The sequence below is a fragment of the Microvirga sp. BF8 genome (assembly GCF_059888585.1).
In genome coordinates, this window is record NZ_CM187619.1 from 1,451,988 (window position 1) to 1,472,358 (window position 20,371).

General features: G+C 61.5%; 13 protein-coding genes and 1 pseudogene. 3 read left to right on the top strand and 11 right to left on the bottom strand.

Translation table 11 applies throughout. The features are described from left to right. Nucleotides 1-33: 33 nt before the first annotated feature. From AC522E_RS07055 to AC522E_RS07090, 8 genes and pseudogenes are all read right to left on the bottom strand, one after another. On the bottom strand, nt 34-2,037 hold the full coding sequence (locus AC522E_RS07055) for a BCCT family transporter (protein WP_500749697.1): 2,004 nt from the start codon (nt 2,035-2,037) through the stop codon (nt 34-36). Nucleotides 2,038-3,261: 1,224 nt separating this feature from the next. Continuing rightward, complete coding sequence (gene solA, locus AC522E_RS07060; protein WP_500749698.1) at nt 3,262-4,404, bottom strand: N-methyl-L-tryptophan oxidase; 1,143 nt, start codon at nt 4,402-4,404, stop codon at nt 3,262-3,264. A gap of 139 nt (nt 4,405-4,543) precedes the next feature. Continuing rightward, nucleotides 4,544-6,010, bottom strand: a complete 1,467-nt coding sequence (locus AC522E_RS07065) for a sensor domain-containing diguanylate cyclase (protein ID WP_500749699.1) — start codon at nt 6,008-6,010, stop codon at nt 4,544-4,546. A gap of 88 nt (nt 6,011-6,098) precedes the next feature. Next, nucleotides 6,099-9,440, bottom strand: coding sequence for an EAL domain-containing protein (locus AC522E_RS07070; RefSeq protein WP_500749700.1), 3,342 nt, complete (start codon nt 9,438-9,440; stop codon nt 6,099-6,101). Between the two features lie 271 nt (nt 9,441-9,711). Then, the gene (locus AC522E_RS07075) at nt 9,712-10,044 is read right to left on the bottom strand and encodes a hypothetical protein (RefSeq protein WP_500749701.1); all 333 of its coding nucleotides are present in this window, start codon (nt 10,042-10,044) and stop codon (nt 9,712-9,714) included. A 178-nt stretch (nt 10,045-10,222) separates the two neighbouring features. After that, nucleotides 10,223-10,609 carry a response regulator gene (locus AC522E_RS07080; protein WP_500749702.1) on the bottom strand — a complete coding sequence of 129 codons (387 nt, stop codon included), beginning with the start codon at nt 10,607-10,609 and terminating at the stop codon, nt 10,223-10,225. Between the two features lie 125 nt (nt 10,610-10,734). Continuing rightward, nucleotides 10,735-10,884 (bottom strand): annotated as a pseudogene (locus AC522E_RS07085) (DDE-type integrase/transposase/recombinase); the annotation flags it as partial. A 290-nt stretch (nt 10,885-11,174) separates the two neighbouring features. Next, on the bottom strand, nt 11,175-11,969 hold the full coding sequence (locus AC522E_RS07090; RefSeq protein ID WP_500749703.1) for a DUF72 domain-containing protein: 795 nt from the start codon (nt 11,967-11,969) through the stop codon (nt 11,175-11,177). Nucleotides 11,970-12,988: 1,019 nt separating this feature from the next. Between AC522E_RS07090 and AC522E_RS07095 the strand changes: the two genes are divergently transcribed. The 3 genes from AC522E_RS07095 to AC522E_RS07105 all read left to right on the top strand — a co-directional run bounded on the left by AC522E_RS07095 (nt 12,989) and on the right by AC522E_RS07105 (nt 14,934). After that, entirely contained in the window at nt 12,989-13,243 is a 255-nt protein-coding gene (locus AC522E_RS07095; RefSeq protein ID WP_500749704.1) for a hypothetical protein, read from the top strand. Nucleotides 13,244-13,340: 97 nt separating this feature from the next. Next, entirely contained in the window at nt 13,341-14,489 is a 1,149-nt protein-coding gene (gene cax / locus AC522E_RS07100; RefSeq protein ID WP_500749705.1) for a calcium/proton exchanger, read from the top strand. A 1-nt stretch (nt 14,490) separates the two neighbouring features. Next, nucleotides 14,491-14,934, top strand: coding sequence for a potassium channel family protein (locus AC522E_RS07105; protein WP_500749706.1), 444 nt, complete (start codon nt 14,491-14,493; stop codon nt 14,932-14,934). A gap of 99 nt (nt 14,935-15,033) precedes the next feature. Here AC522E_RS07105 and AC522E_RS07110 read toward each other — a convergent pair whose 3' ends face one another. From AC522E_RS07110 to AC522E_RS07120, 3 genes are all read right to left on the bottom strand, one after another. After that, nucleotides 15,034-16,695: a SulP family inorganic anion transporter gene (locus AC522E_RS07110; protein WP_500749707.1), complete on the bottom strand. Its 1,662-nt coding sequence runs from the start codon at nt 16,693-16,695 to the stop codon at nt 15,034-15,036. A 943-nt stretch (nt 16,696-17,638) separates the two neighbouring features. Continuing rightward, the gene (locus AC522E_RS07115) at nt 17,639-18,577 is read right to left on the bottom strand and encodes a dihydrodipicolinate synthase family protein (RefSeq protein ID WP_500749708.1); all 939 of its coding nucleotides are present in this window, start codon (nt 18,575-18,577) and stop codon (nt 17,639-17,641) included. Between the two features lie 27 nt (nt 18,578-18,604). Further along, nucleotides 18,605-20,338, bottom strand: coding sequence for an IlvD/Edd family dehydratase (locus AC522E_RS07120; protein WP_500749709.1), 1,734 nt, complete (start codon nt 20,336-20,338; stop codon nt 18,605-18,607). Nucleotides 20,339-20,371: the final 33 nt, after the last annotated feature.

A 20,371-nucleotide genomic window follows, 5' to 3' on the forward strand; every position in this document is an offset into this window, starting at 1 on the left:
CCGCACCCGGAGGCCCCGGGGCAGAGGGACCCGTCACCGTGAGGGAGGATCAGGCTCGTGTTCCGGGGCGCCGTGGACGAGTTGCGTCGCCGGCGATTGGACGAGCAGGAGATACCGCTCGAACTGGACGAGGACGTCCGCGATGATCTGGTCGCGACCCATGCCCATGATGTCGTAGCCGCGCCCCCCACTGGAGAAGTAGGTGCGGGCCTCGTGACGGTACTCCGGCTTGCCGACATCGAGCGGGGAGAGGGTGGCCATGGGCTGGGCGCTGCGGCTGACGCCATAGATGAAGTCGCGCACACCTTCGGCGGGCGAGCGCAGGGCAACGGCGTTGCCGTCCTCCTCGACCACATGGGCGGGGCGGCCGCGCGCGCTCAACTCGCTCGCCACCTGGTCGAGCGCCGGACGCACCTGGGTGACGATGAACCTATCCACTTCGGCCTCGGTCGGCGCGTGAAGGATGAGCGCGAGGCGGCGCTGCCAGGTGAGGCCCGCGGCCGGCTGGGCCGGAGAAATGTGCTTCCTGGTGGCGTGAGCGTGCTGCTGGGCAAGGTCGGCGCGCATACCGAGCAGAAGTGACCAGACGAGCGCCAGCATAACGAAAGTGAAGGGCAAAGCGCTGGCTACTGTCGCCGATTGCAGGGCGCCGAGACCGCCGGCCAAGAGCAGGCTGGCCGCCACGACGCCCTCGAGCGCGCACCAGAAGACGCGCTGGGCGGTCGTGGTCTCGGTTTCTCCCCCGGCGGCGATGGAGTCGACGACCAGCGAACCTGAGTCCGCAGAGGTGATGAAAAAGATCCCGACCAGAAGGACGGCCATGGTGGAGGTGAGGCCCGTAAACGGCAGATACTCGAAGAACTTGAAAAGTCCGACCGACACGTCGCCGGCAACGGCAGCGCCCAAGGCGCCGGCTGCCACGCCGGTGTCCACGAATATCGCGGTGTTGCCGAATACGGTCATCCAAAAAAAGGTGAAGCCGGCGGGGATGAACAGCACGGCGGTGACGAACTCGCGCACGGTACGGCCGCGCGAGATGCGGGCGATGAACATGCCGACGAACGGCGACCAGGAAATCCACCAGGCCCAGTAGAAGAGCGTCCAGGCATCGATCCAGGGGGTCGGCTCGTAGGCATAGATGTTGAAGGTGCGTAGCAGCAGCGTATCGAAATAGAGGCCCAGGTTCTGCACGAAGTCGCGCAAGAGCTGTGCCGTTGGTCCGACCACCAGGACGAAAATCATCAGGAGGATCGCCACGACAAGATTGGTTTCGGAGAGGATGCGGACCCCCTTGTCGAGACCGGTCACGACCGAGATCGTCGCCAGGGCCGTAACGACCGCAATCAGCGGGAGCTGGATCTCGATGCCGATGGGGATGCCCAGGAGATAATTGAGGCCGGCATTGATCTGGGAGACGCCCACGCCGAGCGAGGTGGCGATGCCGAACATGGTGCCGACGATGGCGAAGATGTCGACGGCATGGCCGATGGGGCCGTTGATGCGCTCCTTCAAAAGCGGATAGAGGCCGGAGCGGATCGTGAGCGGCAGGTTGTAGCGATAACCGAAATACGCCAGCGAGAGGCCGACCACGGCATAAATGGCCCAGGCATGAATGCCCCAGTGGAAGAAGGTAACGGCCATGGCCTCGCGCATCGCCGCGACCGAGCGCGGCTGGGCCGTCGGCGGTGCCATGAAGTGGGTCATGGGCTCGCCCACGGCGTAGAACATGAGGCCGATGCCCATGCCGGCGGCAAACAGCATGGCGATCCAGGAGGCGAACCGGAAATCGGGCGTGGATTCGTCCGGTCCAAGCCTCAGTCGGCCGTATTCGCCCAGGCAGAGGAGCAGCACGGTGGCGAGGAAGATGCCGACGGCGAGGAGGTAGAGCCAGCCGAAGCTGTTGAGTATGGCGGCTTGCAAGTTTTTGAAGACCTCACCGGCGCGATCCGGGAGAACGATCCCGACGGCAAGGAAAAGGCCGATGACGGCGACGGCGCCGAAGAAGACTGGTGGGTTGATGATGAAGCGTTTGAACATGCGGCTCCTTTGGAGAACCCCATCACCAGCGGCGGCTTGAACCGGAGCGGAAGCGCCTCCCTTCGGAACGCATAGGTTCCTGATCAGGATAGAAAACGTCCAAGGGTGAAGAGTTCCTTCCAAGGATCGTTCCTACCTGACCCGAACCGGTCGCGGGATCAAACAAAAGCCTCGATAGATTTTCTGAATGATTCTGCGGATGCAGCAGCATCTATTTGATGGCAGCAGGTTACTTCGAAGTCATTACCTCGTATCTCCGGCCGATCACGGACAATACTAGCCAATTCAGGAGAAACGGCCCAAGCATGCGCCCCTCTTCAACCTAGAGAGAGAAAGCATAATGCAAAAGTGAAGTTTTGAGTTTTGAACAACGACTACATTTTTGCTCCTTTCTGACCTATGCGGCTTAAACTTCATTCTTTCTTTATTGGCCGCAAGAGCGAAAACGCCGACGGGTATATGGTCTCCAACAATGCCGCCGGATTCGGCATCTCCGCCGCGAGCATGACCGCCACCTGGATCTGGGCCGCCTCGTTCTACGCCAGCGCCACATCCGGATCTCAGTACGGCCTGTCGGGGCCCATCCACTACGGTTCTCGCGGCACGACCAAACGCGTGTGGGCTCAGCCGCACTCCAACTGTGCCTTCTGCTGTGTCGGTGAATGCTGCTCCCACAGCAGAGTAGGTGGGGACTGTCCTGTGGCTGCGATCCGTAACAAGCTATCCGGAAGAGGCTGATTGCCTACCCTTTGCAAACCGCGAACAGGGCTGTCATCAGTCCGTTGCGCGCCAGGTAAGCCCCGTACTTCGAGCTGATTTAAGGTCTAGTGATGCTTTGCCTTCCGAAACCTGATCTTCCGGCGCCCCCTTCGGACTGGCAGACTTGCTTCGCGTTATCCTACCGAAGGATGAAGTCCACGGCAGCAACATCGTCGAGGAGGTCAATTCCAGGCAGATGGGTTAAGGCAGGCACAGGGGTCACAGCTCTCGCTGACCGGAAGGAGGGGGCGGCTCATGGGCGTATTGCTGGCAGAAACGTCGGCGCTTCATGCTGCCAGGGTTCGGTCACGTGGCTGATCGAGCGTACCTTCGACCGTCTCGATCAGAAAACCGATTTGAAACGGACGATCATCGGGATGATGCGGGGCAGAGCCTGCAACTGCATCAGCCTGACGATCTCGCATTGCTCGGTATATCAGACGGCGCGGGAAAATCTCGACCAGGTTATTCCGCTGAAAGAGTTGCAAGGCGACTGATATCGAACAAGGAAAGATCGAGTTTGCTGGTCCCTTTAGTCGCGAGATCTGCCAACGCCTCTCCCACCACACTGGCAAACTTGAAGCCATGCCCCGAGCAGGGAGATGCGACAATGACTTCAGGCGTTCCTTGAAGGGTATCGATCACGAAGTGCTCATCAGGTGTATTGGTGAACAGGCACGCCGCAAGCCGCAGCGTCGGTCCATCCGCATCAGGGAACATGTGGCGGATCCCCTTGCGAAGAGCCTCTTCGTCGGCGGGCGTTGGCTCACGGGAGAGTTCGTCCGCGTGACCAGTCTCGTGGAAGTGGTGATAGAGCCCGATCTTGAAGCCTGGGATACCCCAGGCCGGGAACTGATAGAAATGGCCGACCTCGCTCAGGATGTTCGACACCGGGAATACATCCGGCCTGAAGAGGTCTGGCTTCTGAGGTAGGAACCAGCCGAGCACTTGGCGTTCCGGCACCGCTGTTGTCCTGAGAACGGGGATCAAATCGGAAATCCAGCCTCCCGCCGATACCACCACCTTTCCAGCCTCATAGCGATCCCGATCCGTCACGACCACCACCCGCCCATTGGCAGGCTCGATAGCGAGCACCTTTTCACGCCCGTGGATCTCGGCTCCGGCAGAAATAGCCAGGGATGCGTGCGCCAGGATGGCCCGTTCCGAGGCCACAAAGCCGGCATCCGGCTGATACACGACGGCATAATCCTCCGGGAGCTTGTAACCAGGGAAACGCTGATGAGTGTCACGGGCGGTCAGGACCTCATGGGGAAGATCGTGCTCCCGGCAGGCTGTCAATGCGCCCCGGACAATCCGGCTGTCTTCCGCGCCTGCATCGATCCCACCTGTGACAAACAGGAGTTGCTCGTTCGTAAGCTGCTCAGCCTCCCGCCATAGCTCATAGGCACGGCGAAGAAGGGGCACGTAGTTGGGATGCTCGAAATAGGCGAGGCGGATGATCCGGTTGAAGCCATGCGATGATCCCAGGCCGTGCCCAAGATCAAATCGCTCAATACCCAGCACCTTCTGACCCCGGCGAGCCAGTTGCCATAGCGCGGCAGACCCCATGCCGCCCACGCCGATCACGATGGTATCGAAGGTTTTCATGCCGGAACCTTTAATGGCTATGGTGTTGTCGTCGTGAGACTATCCATTCGCAGTCTGAGCGCAATGCCGTGGTGTTGAAATAGAAGCTACGCCACGCGGAGCAGCCGTTTGTGTGCTCCTCAAGCATTGTGGTCGTGACTCAAGAGCTTGCGCCCGATGCTATCAGGTTATTCCGTTCCGGACGGATAGGTCCAGATACACTCACACGATTCCGGCCCGCCGCTTTGGCTTCGTAAAGTGCAGCGTCGGCTGCCTCCAGGAGGGGCGCTCCCTTGCTCCCACGAGTTGGGAGTGTGGTGGCGACACCAATGCTAACTGTGACCACGCCATAGGGGTTGCCCTCATGGACGATCCCTAGGGATGGGACGCCTTGGCAGATAGCCTCGGCGATATGCCGGGCTCCTCTTAAGTCGGTGTCAGGGAGGACGATGACGAACTCTTCTCCGCCATAGCGGGCAGCCATGTCCATCGGTCGCTCAATGTTGCTTTCAAGTATGCCGGCCACCGCGCGGAGCACATCGTCGCCCCTCCCGTGGCCGTACTTATCATTGTAGAACTTGAAGTAATCCGCATCGATGAAGAGGACTGAGAGGGGAGAGCCCACGCGAGCCGCGCGTCGCCATGCACGATTATACGCCTCGCGGAAGGCACGGCGGTTCGGTAATCCCGTAAGTTCGTCGGTCCTCGCGATTCGTTCAAGCTTCGTCTCGGCTTTGGTGCGGCGGCGGAGTTCACGCTGGAACAGAACCAGCAAACTGACTACGGCAGAGCACAATGCCAATGTGACGAGGCACAGGAGCAGAGCTTGATGCTCGGATGAGGCGAGTATGTCATCCACGGACCGGGATACCATCAGAATAAGAGGAAAGCCTTCGACGTGGGCAAAGGTGTAGTAACGTTCAATGCCATCAATTGCCGACACACCCTCGAAGCTCCCGGAAATGTCCTGGATCAAGGGTCTTCCCATTGGCTGATTGCTGAAATCCTGGCCAATTTGGCGCTCGTCGAGCGGGTTCCGCAGCAGCAGGATGCCATCGTTGCGAAACAAAGCAATCGAGCCGTTCTTGCCTAGATCGAGGCTCTCGAACAGGCTTCGCTTTGCGGAAAGGGACGTGATCGCGGCGACCACCCCCGCGAACCCTCCTTCGGGATTGGTCAGCCGCCGACTGACGGCAATACTGATCTCTCCGGGAGTGATCGCGCTTTTGTAGGGATGACTGATATACAGTCCGGTCAGAGGGTGCTCCTCGTGAACCTTGAAGAATTCCTGGTCCCTATAATTCAATGGTCGGGGAGCGATCACTGGCCCGCCGTCCGCGACGAGGTCGCCGTTCCGATCGAGAATGACAATCGTCTTGACGAACGTGGCTGAAGTGGCGCGGTCGAAGAGCATCTGATGTTGAACGTCGGGCGACAGCCGTTCAAGCCCTGGATAACGGGTGCCTTGGATCACGCTTCCCAATAGTGCATCCAGCAATTCGAAGGTGCTGATGATTTCGTGTGACAAAGTGGAGACAATGTTTGCCGATGACTTCTCGGCCTCCTGCCACGCACGCTGCCGCCCCATCACGAGAGCATAGGCTGACACCGCCAGGATGCTCAGCACGATCAGGCTCGCAATCCAGGAAAGGTGACGGCCCGACAGGGAACGTTTCGTCCGTGATCTTGAGGAAACCCGGTTGGGGCTCAGCCATTCAACGAGCATAATTCGTTTTTAGATCGCGTAAAAAATCAGGGACTTGTCCGCTTTCTACGGGCTTGGAGTAGAAATAGCCCTGAGCATTGTGACAGCCCAGCTCCCGCAAGCACTGCGCCTGCCCAAGGGTTTCCACTCCTTCGGCAGTGATCTGCATGCCCAAATTCCGGCCAAGGTTAATGATGGCCTCAACAATGGCTCTGTCATCTGCGTCCTGCTCCAGGTTCCTAACGAAGCTTCGGTCGATCTTGATGTGGCTCACGGGGAACTGCTTCAGGTGTGTCAACGAGGCATAGCCGGTGCCGAAGTCATCCAAGGCCACGGAAATGCCCCTGCTGTGAAAGCTGTTAAGCGTTGCGGAGATGCTGCCCGCGTTTTGGCTGAGGAGGACAGTCTCTGTGACTTCGACTTCAAAGTTCTCTGAGGGAATCTGCGCAGCGTCCAGGATACCAAACACATGGCCAGTGAGCCCCGGCTGGCTGAACTCGCACGCCGAGAGGTTGAACGCCACTCGGCCTGGATCAAGCCCGGCATCGAGCCATGAACGGAGATCTGAGACGGCCTTGGTCAACAGACTTTCGCTGAGCGCTATCGCCAGCCGAGGGTCATGGAAGGCAGCTTCAAAATAACCAGGGGAAAGGATGCCCCTTTCCGGGTGTCGCCACCGCGCCAGCACTTCAAAGCCGATGATTGCCCCGGACGAAAGACAGATCTTGGGCTGATAGAAGGGAACGATCTGACCCTTGGGCAGGATCTCTCGAACCTCCTCCAGCAGCGAAACCCGCTGCTCGACGGCGGATCGCAGCGTCGGGCAATAGGTGACCACGCGGCTACGCCCCTGCGCCTTTGCCTCGAAAAGAGCAATGTCAGCATCCTTGAGCAGATCGGCGGGCGTGGCGTCATGTTCGGGAAATGCGGCGACGCCAATGCTGGCTTTACTGGCGATGGCCCGTCCAAGATACCGGAATGGCTCGCTAAGTTTCTCGCTCATGATCCCGGCGAGCCGAGAGGCATGCTCCAGCCGGAGCGGTTCGACGACCAGAACCGCAAACTCGTCGCCACTGAACCGGGCAACCGTGTCGCAATCCCGCGTCAAAGCCTTGAGACGGTGGGCGGTCTCGCGCAGAAAGGCGTCGCCCGCATCATGACCGAGCGCGTCATTGATCTCCTTGAAGTGGTCGAAGTCGATCAGGAGCAGAGAAACGGCAGTACCATTCTGCTTTGCGGTATCAAGCGCCTGCTCCAGGCAGTGCTGGAACAGGGCACGATTGGGCAAGCCGGTGAGGCCGTCGTGATTGGCTACGCGCCAGATCTCGGCCTCTGTCTGTTTGCGACCAGTAATGTCGAAGGTTACACCGACGAGGCGATCCGGACCTGCCTTCTCGCCACGTAATCCCAGCCATAGCATCTTGCCGTTCGGCAACGTGTACCGAAATTCAATAGCGTCGGAACCAGTTGTGCCTGATCTGGGGTGAAAGTGCTCTCGCAGTGGTCGGTCTTCTGGGTGAACTCTGTCGAGGAATTCTGAGAGAGGACCAGACCCGATCCCGAGGAGTCCGAAGGCATTCTGTGATCGTGTGACGTTGTTTGTGGCAAGGTCTTGTTCCCAGGCGATCATACGCCCTGCGGACAGAGCAAGGCGCAACCGTTCGACTGTCGCATGGAGTGTCTCCTCCGACCTCTTGTGTTCCGTAATGTCCTGGATGGTTCCAAGTTTACGGATGGGCTGACCGGTCTCGCCGAAAATCGTCCGTCCAGTTGCCGCCACCCACCGTTCTTCGCCATTGTCGGCCCGAATGATCCGGCAGACAGAGCGATAGACGGCGTCTCTGTCAGATTGGCCATCGTAAAAGACCGTTTCCATCTGGGTGCGATCTTCAGGATGAATGTGAGTCAGGAAGGTCTCGCCCGTAAGTGGAGCATCGGCGGCAATTCCCAGGATCTGTCGGGTCTCAGGTGCCCATTCGTGACGATCCGCGATCAAATCTGCGTCCCAGATACCCAGTGCCGTGGTCTCAACGGCAAGCCGCAGCCGCTCCTCGCTGGCCCGCAGGGCCTCCTCGATCTGCTTCTGGTCATGTATATCCGAAAGAGTGCCGACCCATTCCCGGATTGCGCCCTTGCTGTCCTTAAGCGGAACGGCTCTGGCACTGGCCCATCGGTACTCGCCACCCAGACGGCGCACCCGGAACTCGGCCTGAAATGAAGCACCAGATATGACCGATGCCAGCCACTGGGCGATGGCACGTTCACGGTCCTCCGGATGGAGGGTATCGAGCCATCCTTCCCCGGAGTATTGATCCTCGCGCTCTCCGGAGAGCTTGCTCCAGCCCGAGACCTGTACAAACTCTCCCTCAGGCGTGGCAATCCAGAACACGTTGGTGCTGGCCTCAAGCAGCGCCCGGTATCGATCCTCGCTCTCAGCCAGCGCAGCTTCGGTCCGCTTGTGATCGGTTACGTCATGTCCCTGGATGAAGATCCCCGAAACCGAGCCATCCTGTGCAGTGATGGGTTGGAAGATGAAATCGATATAGCGAAGGGTGGATGGACTACCGGGGGCAGGCTGAACATGCATCGGGTGGCCGCTGCCTACGTATGGCTGTCCTGTGGCGTACACCTGATCGAGCAATTGCGCGAAGCCTTGGTCCGCAATCTCAGGAAGAGCCTCGCGGACCGGCTTTCCGATGATGCTTCGGAAGCCGACAAGTTGTTGATGGGCAGCGTTGGCCATCTCGAAGACGTGATCGGGACCACGCACCGCCGCCATAAAGCCGGGGGCCTGCTTGAACACGGAATACAGTAACCCGTCACTGGCCCGAATAGCATTCGCTCGCCTGCGCTTGGGTGATTCTGCCAGCACCTTATCTGTCGTTTCCGTGCAGGCGCAGAACATCCCAGCGACTTCGCCGTTGTCGTCAAAGATCGCGCTGTAAGAAAACGTGAAATACGCAATTTCCTGAAAGCCGTTACGAAAGGTCACAAGGGGAAGGTTCTCCGACCAAGTACCTTCCCCAGCCAACGCTCGATCCACCAGAGGGCCGATGGCGGGCCAAACATCAGCCCAGATCTCCGGGAACGGACGGCCAAGGGCATTGGGATGACGGGCCCCGAGAATGGGGCGATAGGCGTCATTGTAGAAGGAGATCAGGCCCGGCCCCCAGGCCATGAACATCTGGTGTTTCGAATTGAGCAGAATGCTGAGGGCCGTTTTGAGGGCATGGGGCCAAGCCTCTGGCGGCCCAAGAGAGGTCTCAGACCAGTCACAGGCACGGATAAGCGCACCCATATCCCCGCCGCCACGAAGAAACCAATGCTCGATCTGGGATGTGCTCTTGGCCAATGTTGTGCCCCAGTAGGATAACTTCCGCCGATATCAGCGAGGAGCCAGTTCCATTCCCGCCGAGGCTCGGACAATATGTCGAAAACATGGCATAACCCAAAATGGGTAATGCGATTCAGGTCGATTTGGTTCCGCTTGCGTGCCTAGACCTCGGTCATTGAATGGCGGCAGCGATCACTTCTGGCTCGGCAAGTTTGCTCGTGCCGATGAGCAATGAGTTAAGGACGCAGGATTGGTTTTGAATACTGACTCGCACCAGCAAATCGCCGATCTAGAAGCTGAGATCGACGCCTTGTCCAATGCCGCCGAGCAGTGCCGGAAGAGCATGATCGTGGGGAAGGTGGTCGTCGCGGCAGGTGCACTTCTGCTTTTGGCCTCTCTTCTCAGCCTGATCCGACCCGATGCCATATTGCTCGTCGTCGGGATCGCTGCCGCGCTGGCTGGAATAGTTCTCTACGGATCGAGCCGCAGCAGCGTTGAGGAGATCTCCGCAAAAATCCGAGTCCATGAAGCGCGTCGAGCCGAGATGATCGACGGGATGGATCTTCAGCCGGTGCAGGAACACGACGACCGGAAACCAAGGGCTTGAGAAGCCCACCTTCAAGAGGCTTTTTTGGAACAGGCCATGCGGTAATTCGTCTGCCTCCGGGCAGGCACTGGCCAATGATCGCGGTCAGAAAATGACTTTAGGGAGGGATGGGCGCAGGGTTTGGAGAGGCTGGGCGAGAACGTAGGAGGGGTATGGGAGAAGGTGAACCGGAGCCAGATCGTCGCTCTCGTCGCTACTCCTGCCGCGGTTCGGCGTGAAGGCTGGCAAGCGTGTCGAGAAGCGTCTCATTCGTTGCAGGCTTCTCGACCCAAACCGCACCACTGAACTCGCGCAAGACATCCTCGTCCCGTTGATTGCCGGAATAGATGATGAAGGGCACGCCGCGCCGGTTGAGTTCCGCTGCAATGTCTCTGCTGGAGCCATCATTCAGCAAAGTGCAGATCACGGCCAGATCAGGGGTGTGTTTCTTAAGCCATTCCAGCGCATCGGCGCGGGCAACGAATGGACCGGCAACTCCATAGCCCGAGCTTTCCAGAGCATCTTGCAGGAATGAGGCGATCATCATCTCGTTCTCAACAATAAGAACGAGATGATGCTTCTGAAGCGGTTCTGCCATCATGGGTGATCCTTCTCCAGTCCGATCCCAATTAGGGGATGCCCCGGCTCGAAGATCAAGAATCTTCCAGCCACTCCCGCAGCTTCGTCCAGCACCTCTTCATCTGTCCGCCTCGGACAGCCATAGCTACGGCTCGTCTGGCTGACGTCGGTCACGATCCGGTCCGGTCTGCCATGACGTTTGAAAGCCTTTCGCACGAATCGTTTGGCGGCCGTAAGATCGCGTCGCTCGCTGAACCAAGATTCGAACGTGTCGCCATGGCTGTCAATTGCACGGTGTTTGGACGCGGTCCAGGTCTAGATGCTGCGACAGTCGATCTTCACGCCACGGCGACAGCGATCGTGAGGGACGCAACGGCGGCAAACCAGCCGTACGCCTAGAAGCGCAGCCTGCTCCAGGAAGCGCAAGCGCGTTTCGACAAGCGGCGAGCAATGGCAGGATCCAAAGAGCGCAGCTCTTCCTTATCACGGTGCCAGAACGAGTTGTTCGTAGCGGCCTGACAGGTGTTCGGGCCAGCCCATTCATGGGGATCGCAGGTCGCCGAATGATCGGTTTGTTGTGCTCGCCGTCAAGAGGCGGGTTCAAGCTGTCTCCCTCGCACCATGGCCCGTGTCGCGAGCGCATCATTGGTCGCAGCGAAGGCCGCCGTATTGTCGAAGATGCACCAAACCTCAGCCGCCGCATCGCGTACGAGCCGCTCCGCATTGGCTGCGAGATATTCCGGGCTGTAGGGGGAGTAGTAGATCCTGGGTGAGCCGTGCAGGCGGTAGTATGCCAGACCGCGCCAGCCGCCTGGCTCGTCAGCGCCGGACACCGGGGCCGGATCTGCAGCCACGCGGGTGATCCGAAGTTTGGCAAACAGAGCCTCGACCTCCTGCGTGAACCAGGAGGCATGGCGGGGCTCGCAGACGATGCTGCCGTCGATCCGGCTTCTAAGCTCACTCAGGAAGCAGTCAGCAACCCCAGCCAGAAAGCTCAAACTAGGCGGCAATTGAACCAGCAACGGGCCGAGCTTGCACCCGAGGCCTCCCACCTCTGAAAGGAAGCGATCCAGCAGGTCACCGACATCCCTCAGCCGGCGCTCGTGAGTGATCGCCTTTGGGACCTTCACTGCAAAGCGGAAGGCCTCCGGCACAGAGGCTGCCCAGCGCTCGTAGGTGGCTGTTCGATGCGGGCGGTAGAAGGACGAATTGATCTCCACCACGTCGAAGATCGCACTGTAACGCTCCAGGTGCGATCCCTCGGCCGGGAACGCTGAGGCATGCTGCTTCGGGATGCTCCAGGCGGCAGTTCCGATACGGACTGCGGCCCGGCCGCGTGGTGCCCGGTAGGTCATGTAGTCTGCGTCCGGAATGGCCTGCATGCCTTCTCGCCTGAATGGTCACGCTGTGCCAACGCCTTCGGCCGGTAGGACGTTCCGGCAACTAGCCTGACACGGAGCAGGGATTGTCAACGACAGCTCTCGCTCCTCAGATAGGCCGTCTGAGCCAGGAACTTCGCCGCCGGGAGAAGCTTTCAGCATTCCCACGTGCACCGCCTCAGTACCCGAGGCAAACCATGAGGCCACAGGGCAGGCGGTCATCGCGCTTGACGGGCCGCTGCTTCCTAGCGCTCTCGAAACACTGCTCTACGAGACAGAACCTGTGGGCCAGGAATGTCCAATCCTGGGACGCCTGAGACCTGCGCTCAAAGTCAGCAATTCACATCGAACGAGACCTTCTGAATGCGCAGGGGATCTCGGTTCCCGATCCTAAGCTGACTCTCCGTTCCCGCCCTGTGCGCGCGACCGCGGGAGCTCGTTAACCCTGTCGTGCGCGAGGCAACGGCGTTAGCGGCAGTTGTGTGGCCGTGTGCGGGAACGCTAGGGCCCGGGCAGTTTGGGCGCCAATGTCGTCAACCGACCTTCCGGCCCTGGTCGGGTCAGGTGCCCGCCGCACGACGAGCCAAGGGCCATCACGACGCTGCGGCGAGACCCAAAGTGTCAGGAGATTGTCTCCACCGGTCAAGCGCCGCGCTCCGACTGGACTAGGATGAGGCTGGAGGTGGAAGCGATGAGGCTCATCCCGATCGCCATTGTTATCGAGGGAACAGCGACCAGGGCCTACGCCCAGTCGGAGCGGACGTACTGGTCGGTGACCTGTGCGCAGGCGACGGAAATCGTGGCCTCGCGGTGCAGTCGTGCTGCTTGCGGGGACCGGCAACCGACGACCTCAATGTACGGGACCCGAGCTTCTGTGCGCTTCAGGAAGCCGCCTGGCCGCCTTGGGTGAGGACGGTAGATATCGCCCTGTGTCCGGTCAGGAATTGCCGCCCCTCTGACGTCGTCAATGGACGATGAAAGGTATCGCCGGATTGCAGGACGAGGAGCGACGGACTGACATCATGACGGACAAGATTTTCCTAGAATCGAAGGAGGCGAAAATGAAGCTCGCGATCGCGTTGTCTGCACTGGCAGTTGGATTTGTGGCCGCCAGTACCGAAGAGGCCCGTGCAGTGGCTACTGCCAATACATCAATTATCCTGTCGGCTGCGTCGTGCGACCTGGCGTCGTGCTGCGGCCGCGTCCAGTCGCGCGTGCCGTGGCGACCCCGGGCGTCGGCGCACCGGGTGTCGGTGTGCGACGGGGAACGCCAATGAACCGTGGCGGTCCGGTCAATCGCGTGGGCAGGCGCTAAGAGCTTTCGCTCCGCCGCATCATGATCGCGGCCGGCCGCTGGAACCAGGGAATGACGTCATGGTGGACAAGCCCTATCCCGAAGCGCACCCGGTGGCCGAGGCATACCTGCTCAAGCGATTCTCGTTCGGGCCGTCGCTCTTGTGGCTCTTGGTCCTCGCGCCTGTCGCAGCCTTGTTTTCCTACGCCGGCACCGTTCCTGCCGGCCTGGTCTTCTTTTGCGCCTCCCTGGCCATCGTGCCGTTTGCCAAGCTCATCGTCCAGGGGACAGAGCAGGTCGCCGCCCACACCGGTGCCACCGTCGGCGGCCTGCTCAACGCCACCTTCGGCAACCTGCCGGAACTGATCATTGCCATGGCCGCCCTGCGGGTCGGCCTGCTGGAGATGGTGCGCGCCTCCATCGTCGGGGCACTTCTCGCGAACCTGCTGGTAGCCCTGGGCTTGTCCTTCCTTCTGGGTGGCCTGCGCCACCACAGCCAGGAGTACAACCCGAACGCCGTCCGCACCTACTCCTCGACGATGGTGCTCGCCTGGATCAGCCTGGCGCTGCCGAGCGCGTTCCATCGCGCCCTTGAGACTGAACCCCACCTGGGCGTGCACGCCACCCTGGATCTGGTGGTGGCAGTCGTCCTGCTGGGCCTCTATGGGCTGTTCCTGCTCTACTCCCTGCGAACCCATCTGGAAACCTTCGCCGAGTTGAACGCGCCTCTGTCAGACGACGAGGCGGGTGAGCGCCCCAGTCTCGCAAGGGGGATCGTAACCTTGCTGGTGGCGTCGCTCGGCGCCGCATGGATGAGCGAGATCCTCGTCGGGGCTGCCGAGCAGGCCGGGCACGCGCTGGGCATGTCGCAGATGTTCATGGGTGTGATCGTGCTCGCCCTCGTCGGCGGCGCAGCCGAGGCCGGATCGGCCATTGCCATGGGCCGGGCGAACCGACCTGATCTCAGCATCGGTATCGCCCTTGGAAGCTGCGTGCAGATCGCGCTGTTCGTGGCGCCGATCCTGGTGCTGGTGGCGCCGGCGATGGGTCAGCCTCAGTTCCGGCTCGTGTTCTCGCAGGCCGAGATGTGGATGCTGTTCGGAGCGGTGCTTCTCGGAGCGACAGTGACCACGATGGGCCACTCTACATGGTTCCGGGGGGCACAGCTGCTTGCCCTCTACCTCATCATCGCGGCCATCCTCTATCTGATCCCAGCCACCACGTCGTAGAATGTCGATCGTGTTGCGACAGCTTCTCCTCGGCGGGCTCGTCAGCCTGGGCAACATCGCGCTTCACGCGGTCGTGATGGCGGCCGTCGTGGGCACCGCCCGGAACGCCTCGAAGTGGGATCGCCGCCAATCCCACGTCTGGCTCGCCGCCGTCATGGTGGCGACCGTCGGGGTGCTGATGGTTGCCCACGTCGCCGAGGTGATCATCTGGTCGCTTGCTTATGCGATCCTGGACGTGGTGCCTGCCGGGACCAATGTCCTGTACTTCGCCTTCGTCAACTACACGACGCTCGGTTACGGCGACGTCGTGCCGGTCGAGCGCTGGCGGCTGCTCGGGCCGATGGCCGCCATGAATGGCGTGCTGCTGTTCGGTTGGTCGACGGCGGTCATCTTCGAGGTGCTAAGACAGGCCATGCACAGCCGCGACCCGACGGGCGGGCCATGAGCGCCTGAAGGATGCGCCGCGGACCAACCCCGCTCAGGGACATCGATCATGCGTCACAGTGAGCCTGCGGTCGATCCGGACAGGCATGGTCAAGATCCTTCACGTTGTTCCGAGGTATTGCGACACGGCCGCGTTGATCGTCGGGAAGAACCGCGTCTCGCCGAACCGGTCGAACAGCCCGAACCGCCGCAGCTTGTCCTTGACCGGGTCCTTCAGTTCGGCAAATCGAAGCTCGACGCCTTGCGCCAGCAGCGCCTCATCGAGCTCGGTCAGGGCATCGGCCGCGGTCACGTCGACACTCGTGACCGGCGCCGCTGCAACGACCACGCATCGTACCTGCGTCGGCGAGTCGGCCACAGCGGCGAGAACGCGTTCGCGGAACAGCTCCGCGTTGGCGAAGAACAGGGGTGCGTCCCAACGGAACAGGACAAGGCCGGGGATCCGACGAGCCTCCGGATAGCGCGTGATGTCATGATAGCCCTCGACGCCGGCCGGGCGTCCAAGCACCGCGGAGTACGGACGCCAGCCATCCCACAGGAACTCGATGACGGCGATCACGATCGCCAAACCGATCCCCGGGATGGCGCCGAACACGGCAACGCCGGCGAAGCAGGCGATCGACAGCCAGAACTCCCAGCCTTGGATGCGATAGATCCGCTTGAGATCGGCGATCTCGAACAGCCCGATGGCCGACGCGATGACGACGGCGGCCAAGGCGGAGCTGGGCAGGTTCCGCAGGAGGTCGGGGGCTACAAGCAAGAGCAGGGCGATGGCGAGTGCGCCGACGATGCCGGTCAATTGCGTACGTGCGCCCGCGGCTTCGGCCACAGGTGTGCGCGAGCTGCTGCTGCTGATCGGGAAGCCTTGAAAGAACCCGGTGGCGAGATTGGCGGCTCCGAGCCCCACCATCTCCTGGTTGGGGTCGACCGTGGTGTGGGTCCGTGCGGCATAGGCGCGGGAGAGCACGCTTGTATCAGCGAACGACACCATGGCGACGGCGCAGCCTCCGATCAGCACGGGAACGATGTCGCCGACACTGATCCACGGGATGGCGAAACTGGGCAGGCCCTGGGGCAGTGAGCCGAGGATCGAGACGCTGTGGCGCTCCGCGAGGTTGAACATCCCGACAATGATGGCGGCACCGACGACAGCGACCAAGATGCCCGGCACACGCCTGCTCCCCCGTAGCAGCAGGATGGTCACCAGCGTTCCCAAGCCAATCGCAAGGGCTACCCAGTTCGTCCTGCCGGCCACGACGGCGCCGCCGATCGCCCATAAGTCCCGCAACGGCCCCGCGCTCTCGACCGAGAAGCCGAAGAACTTGGGGAGCTGGCTGATCAGGACGGTCAAGGCAATGCCGTTCATGTAGCCGTAGCGGATCGGCTTGGACAGGAGCTCGGTCACGAAGCCCAGACGCGCAAGTCCGGCGAGTATCAGGACTGTTCCCGACACGAGCGCCATCATGCCGCCCAGGACGATGGCACGCTGCGGATCCCCACCGGACAATGGCAGCACGACGCCGAGGATGACGGCCGCCAGGGCGGAGTCCGGGCCGAGGACGAGGATACGGCTCGGCCCGAATACGGCATAAACCAGCAGCGGTATGATCGTGGCGTAGAGGCCGCAAATGCCCGGCAGGCCGGACGCTACGGCATAGGCGATTCCGACGGGGACGAGCATGGTCGCCAGCACCAGACCGGCCACGACATCGCGGCCCAGCCATGCGGTCTCATACCGGAGGAGGGTGTTGAGACCGGGCATCCAGCGCAACCATTCAGCCCCATGTCCGCCTGTCGCAGTGCCGCCATCCGCAGGTGGCACCGTCGAAGCCCTCATTGGGCCGAGGGGAGGTGGCTCCATCGGGTTCGTCCCGGCCATGACAGCGCTCCGGCTTGCTCCCGCATGGGCTCAGTACCGTGCCGGCACGATGGATCAGGGACAGTGCGGCGCGTCGGCTGCGCTACTCGTCCCGGCCGAAGCTGCCGACCCATCGCGGGCCCCTCCCGAGCGTGTTTCCTCCGGCCAGATCGAGGAGTTGGGTTTCCCTCGGGCCACCGCAGAAACCATAATCATCGCGCCAATTCGACCGATCGGCTTGACGTTTTGGGACAGGTTGTTGCCTGGTTGGGACAATGGGAAAGAGATGGGCCAGTCCAGGCATCGAGCACCATTGCTATCCAAGGCCAAAGATGCATTGGCGCACGTGGCTGTGAAGGGAGTGATGCCGCCGAATTGGGGTGATGCAGGGGGCGCCAACGTTCGAATTTGGCGCGCGCCAGCCGTTGCCTTGTGGCTGCTTAAGCCTCAGGTCCGGAACCCTGCTCCCTAACCGGCGGTAGGTTCTGAAGCGGCACGTGAGCGGGCCGCCTCAGTCGGTTCGATCTCAACCTGCTCCGCAAACAGAAGGACATCATCGACGTCGATGCCGAGATACCGCACGGTACTCTTGAACTTGGGGTGGCCGGGCAGGGGCTGGATGGCCCCGAAGGTTCCCGGTTCTCTGACTGATCATCGAGGCTTTGGTCCGCCGCAGGGAATGGGTTTGTAGGCGGGAGATCGAGACCAGATGCGCGGAGCCAAAGTCCGAGCAGGCGAGCGTACCGGCGTATCGTCATGGGCTTTCGCCGATCAATCAGGCTTGGAAACAGGGGCTCACCCTTGTGCAGGTCAGGGCATCCGGGGCTTAAACGTATCGTGTGGGTCCTTATCGCCCCCAGCGCAGAACCATGGGGTCGAGGCGCGTGGCGACCTCGAGGAGGCCCTTTCTTGTCTCGGAATGCAGTGGCTGCAGCGGGTGACGCACGGCGTCCGAGCGGATCACGCCGCCTTCCATCATGAGCGCCTTGCAGGCGAGCAGCCCGCACTGGCGGTTCTCGTAGTTGATCAGCGGCAGCCAGCGCTCATAGGCGACGAGAGCCTCTTCCCGGTTGCCGGCGAAATAGGGGTCGATAATCTTGCGGATGCCGTCGGGATAGCCGCCACCTGTCATCGCGCCCGTGGCGCCGGCATCGAGATCGGCCATGAGGGTGATTGCCTCTTCGCCGTCCCAGGGGCCTTCGATGGCATCCTGTCCAAGCGCGATCAGTTCGCGCAGCTTGGCCGCCGTGCCAGGCACTTCGATCTTGAAATAGGAGACGTTGGCGATCTCCTTCGCCATGCGCGCAAGGAAAGGCGCTGACAGGAAGGTGCCGGCCATCGGCGCATCCTGGATCATGATCGGGATATCGATAGCGCCCGAAACCCGGCGGAAGAATTCGTGGATCCCAGCCTCGGAGACGCGCAAGGTCGCGCCGAAGAAGGGCGGCATGATCATCACCATGGCCGCGCCCGCGGCTTGCGCCCGACGGCAGCGCTCGGCACAGATCTCCGTCGAGAAATGGCTGGCGGTGACGATGACCGGGACCCGTCCGGCCACGTGATCGAGCACCGCCGTCATCACCGCCTCGCGCTCAGCATCGGTGAGCAGGAACTGCTCGGAGAAGTTCGCCAGGATGCAGATTCCGTCGGAGCCCGCGTCGATCATGAAATCGATGGCCCGCTTCTGGCCTTCGAGATCGAGCTGACCGCCCTCATGAAAGATGGTCGGGGCCACGGGAAAGACGCCGCGATAGGGGCGCATGGACGACGTGCCGGACAAGGACATGGTTTCTCCCTTCGGTTTCTTCGACTGTCAGTGATTGTCGCGCGGAACGGGCGAGCCTGTGCGTCCGACGAGAAAGTCGAGATCGGCACCTTTGTCGGCCTGGAGCACGTGGTCGACATAGAGCCTGGCCCAGCCGCGCTCCGCATGCGGTGCGGGGGGCACCCAGGCGGCGCGTCGACGCTCCATCTCTTCAGCCTCGACATGAAGATGCAGGCTGCGCGCGGCGACATCGAGCGTGATCAGGTCGCCGTTTTCCACCAGGGCGAGCGGTCCGCCGGCGGCGGCTTCCGGCGCCACGTGCAGCACCACCGTTCCGTAGGCGGTGCCCGACATGCGTGCGTCCGAGATACGGATCATGTCGCGGACGCCTCTCTTGAGCAGCTTCTGCGGCAGCGGCATGTTGCCGACCTCCGCCATGCCCGGATAGCCCTTGGGGCCGCAATTCTTGAGCACCATGATGCAGGTCTCGTCGATATCGAGGGTCTCGTCGTCGATGCGCTCGTGAAGCTCTTCGATGGTCTCGAACACGACCGCGCGGCCAGTATGGTTCATCAGCTCAGGTGAGGCTGCGGACGGTTTGATCACGGCACCGTTGGGGGCGAGATTGCCGCGCAGGATGGCAATTCCCGCATTCGGCTTGAACGGTTCGTCGAAGCTTGTGATCACGGTGCTGTTCCAGCACGGCGCGTCCTTCACGTTTTCCCAGATCGTATGGCCATTGACTGCGCGCGCATCCCTGTTCAGGAGCCCACGCTCACCGAGCGTTCTCAGAACTGCGGGTAATCCGCCCGCATAATAGAAATCCTCCATCAGGAACCGGCCGGACGGCATCAGATCGACGAGGCAATGGACGTCCCGTCCCAGCCTGTCGAAATCGTCGAGGGTGAGGTCGATCCCCGAGCGACCGGCGATGGCGAGGAGATGAACCACAGCGTTCGTCGATCCGCCAATGGCAGCCAGGGTTCGGATCGCATTCTCGAAGGCCTGCCGCGTCAGGATCTTCGAGAGAACCAGATCCTCCCGCACCATTTCGACGATTCGCCGCCCGGCCAAGCGGGCAAGATGGTTGCGGCGCGCATCCGTTGCGGGAATGGCGGCGTTCTCGGGCAGGCCGACGCCGAGCGCCTCGACCATCGAGGCCATGGTCGAAGCCGTGCCCATGGTCATGCAATGGCCGGCGGAGCGGTTCATGCCGCCTTCTGCCTCATGGAATTCCTCCAGTGTGACCTCACCGGCGCGCAGTTGCTCGCTCATGGAGATGATGTTGGTGCCCGAGCCGATGTACTGGCCGCGATAGACGCCCCTCAGCTGCGGGCCGCCGGAGACGCCAATGGTGGGCAGGTCCGCCGAGGCCGCTCCCATCAGCAGGGCAGGGGTGGTCTTGTCGCAGCCCATGAGGAGCACCACGCCATCGAGGGGGTGGGCACGGATCGCCTCTTCCACATCCATGGCGGCGAGGTTGCGAAACAGCATCGCGGTCGGTCGCATGGTTACCTCTCCAAGAGAGGAGACCGGAAACTCTAGGGGGAAGCCGCCCGCATCCAGCACGCCGTAACGCACGTGTTCGGCGATTGTGCGGAAATGGGCGTTGCAGGGTGTCAGCTCCGACCAGGTATTGCAGATGCCGATCACCGGGCGTCCCTCGAACTGGTCCTGGGGAAAGCCGCTGTTCTTCAAAAAAGAACGATAATAGAAGCCCATTTTGTCCTGGCGGGCGAACCACGCTTCGCTGCGCAGCTGGCGTTTCCTGTCTTCAGTCATTCTTCCGGTGCCTTGAAACTGTGTATCGCCCCG

What these genes read in the sequence shown, in the direction of transcription:
- AC522E_RS07055 (WP_500749697.1), bottom strand. Translation starts at nt 2,037, where the DNA reads ATGTTCAAACGCTTCATCATCAACCCACCAGTCTTCTTCGGCGCCGTC.
- solA (WP_500749698.1), bottom strand. Translation starts at nt 4,404, where the DNA reads ATGAAAACCTTCGATACCATCGTGATCGGCGTGGGCGGCATGGGGTCT.
- AC522E_RS07080 (WP_500749702.1), bottom strand. Translation starts at nt 10,609, where the DNA reads ATGATGGCAGAACCGCTTCAGAAGCATCATCTCGTTCTTATTGTTGAG.
- AC522E_RS07090 (WP_500749703.1), bottom strand. Translation starts at nt 11,969, where the DNA reads ATGCAGGCCATTCCGGACGCAGACTACATGACCTACCGGGCACCACGC.
- AC522E_RS07095 (WP_500749704.1), top strand. Translation starts at nt 12,989, where the DNA reads ATGACGGACAAGATTTTCCTAGAATCGAAGGAGGCGAAAATGAAGCTC.
- cax (WP_500749705.1), top strand. Translation starts at nt 13,341, where the DNA reads ATGGTGGACAAGCCCTATCCCGAAGCGCACCCGGTGGCCGAGGCATAC.
- AC522E_RS07105 (WP_500749706.1), top strand. Translation starts at nt 14,491, where the DNA reads ATGTCGATCGTGTTGCGACAGCTTCTCCTCGGCGGGCTCGTCAGCCTG.
- AC522E_RS07110 (WP_500749707.1), bottom strand. Translation starts at nt 16,695, where the DNA reads ATGCCCGGTCTCAACACCCTCCTCCGGTATGAGACCGCATGGCTGGGC.
- AC522E_RS07115 (WP_500749708.1), bottom strand. Translation starts at nt 18,577, where the DNA reads ATGTCCTTGTCCGGCACGTCGTCCATGCGCCCCTATCGCGGCGTCTTT.
- AC522E_RS07120 (WP_500749709.1), bottom strand. Translation starts at nt 20,338, where the DNA reads ATGACTGAAGACAGGAAACGCCAGCTGCGCAGCGAAGCGTGGTTCGCC.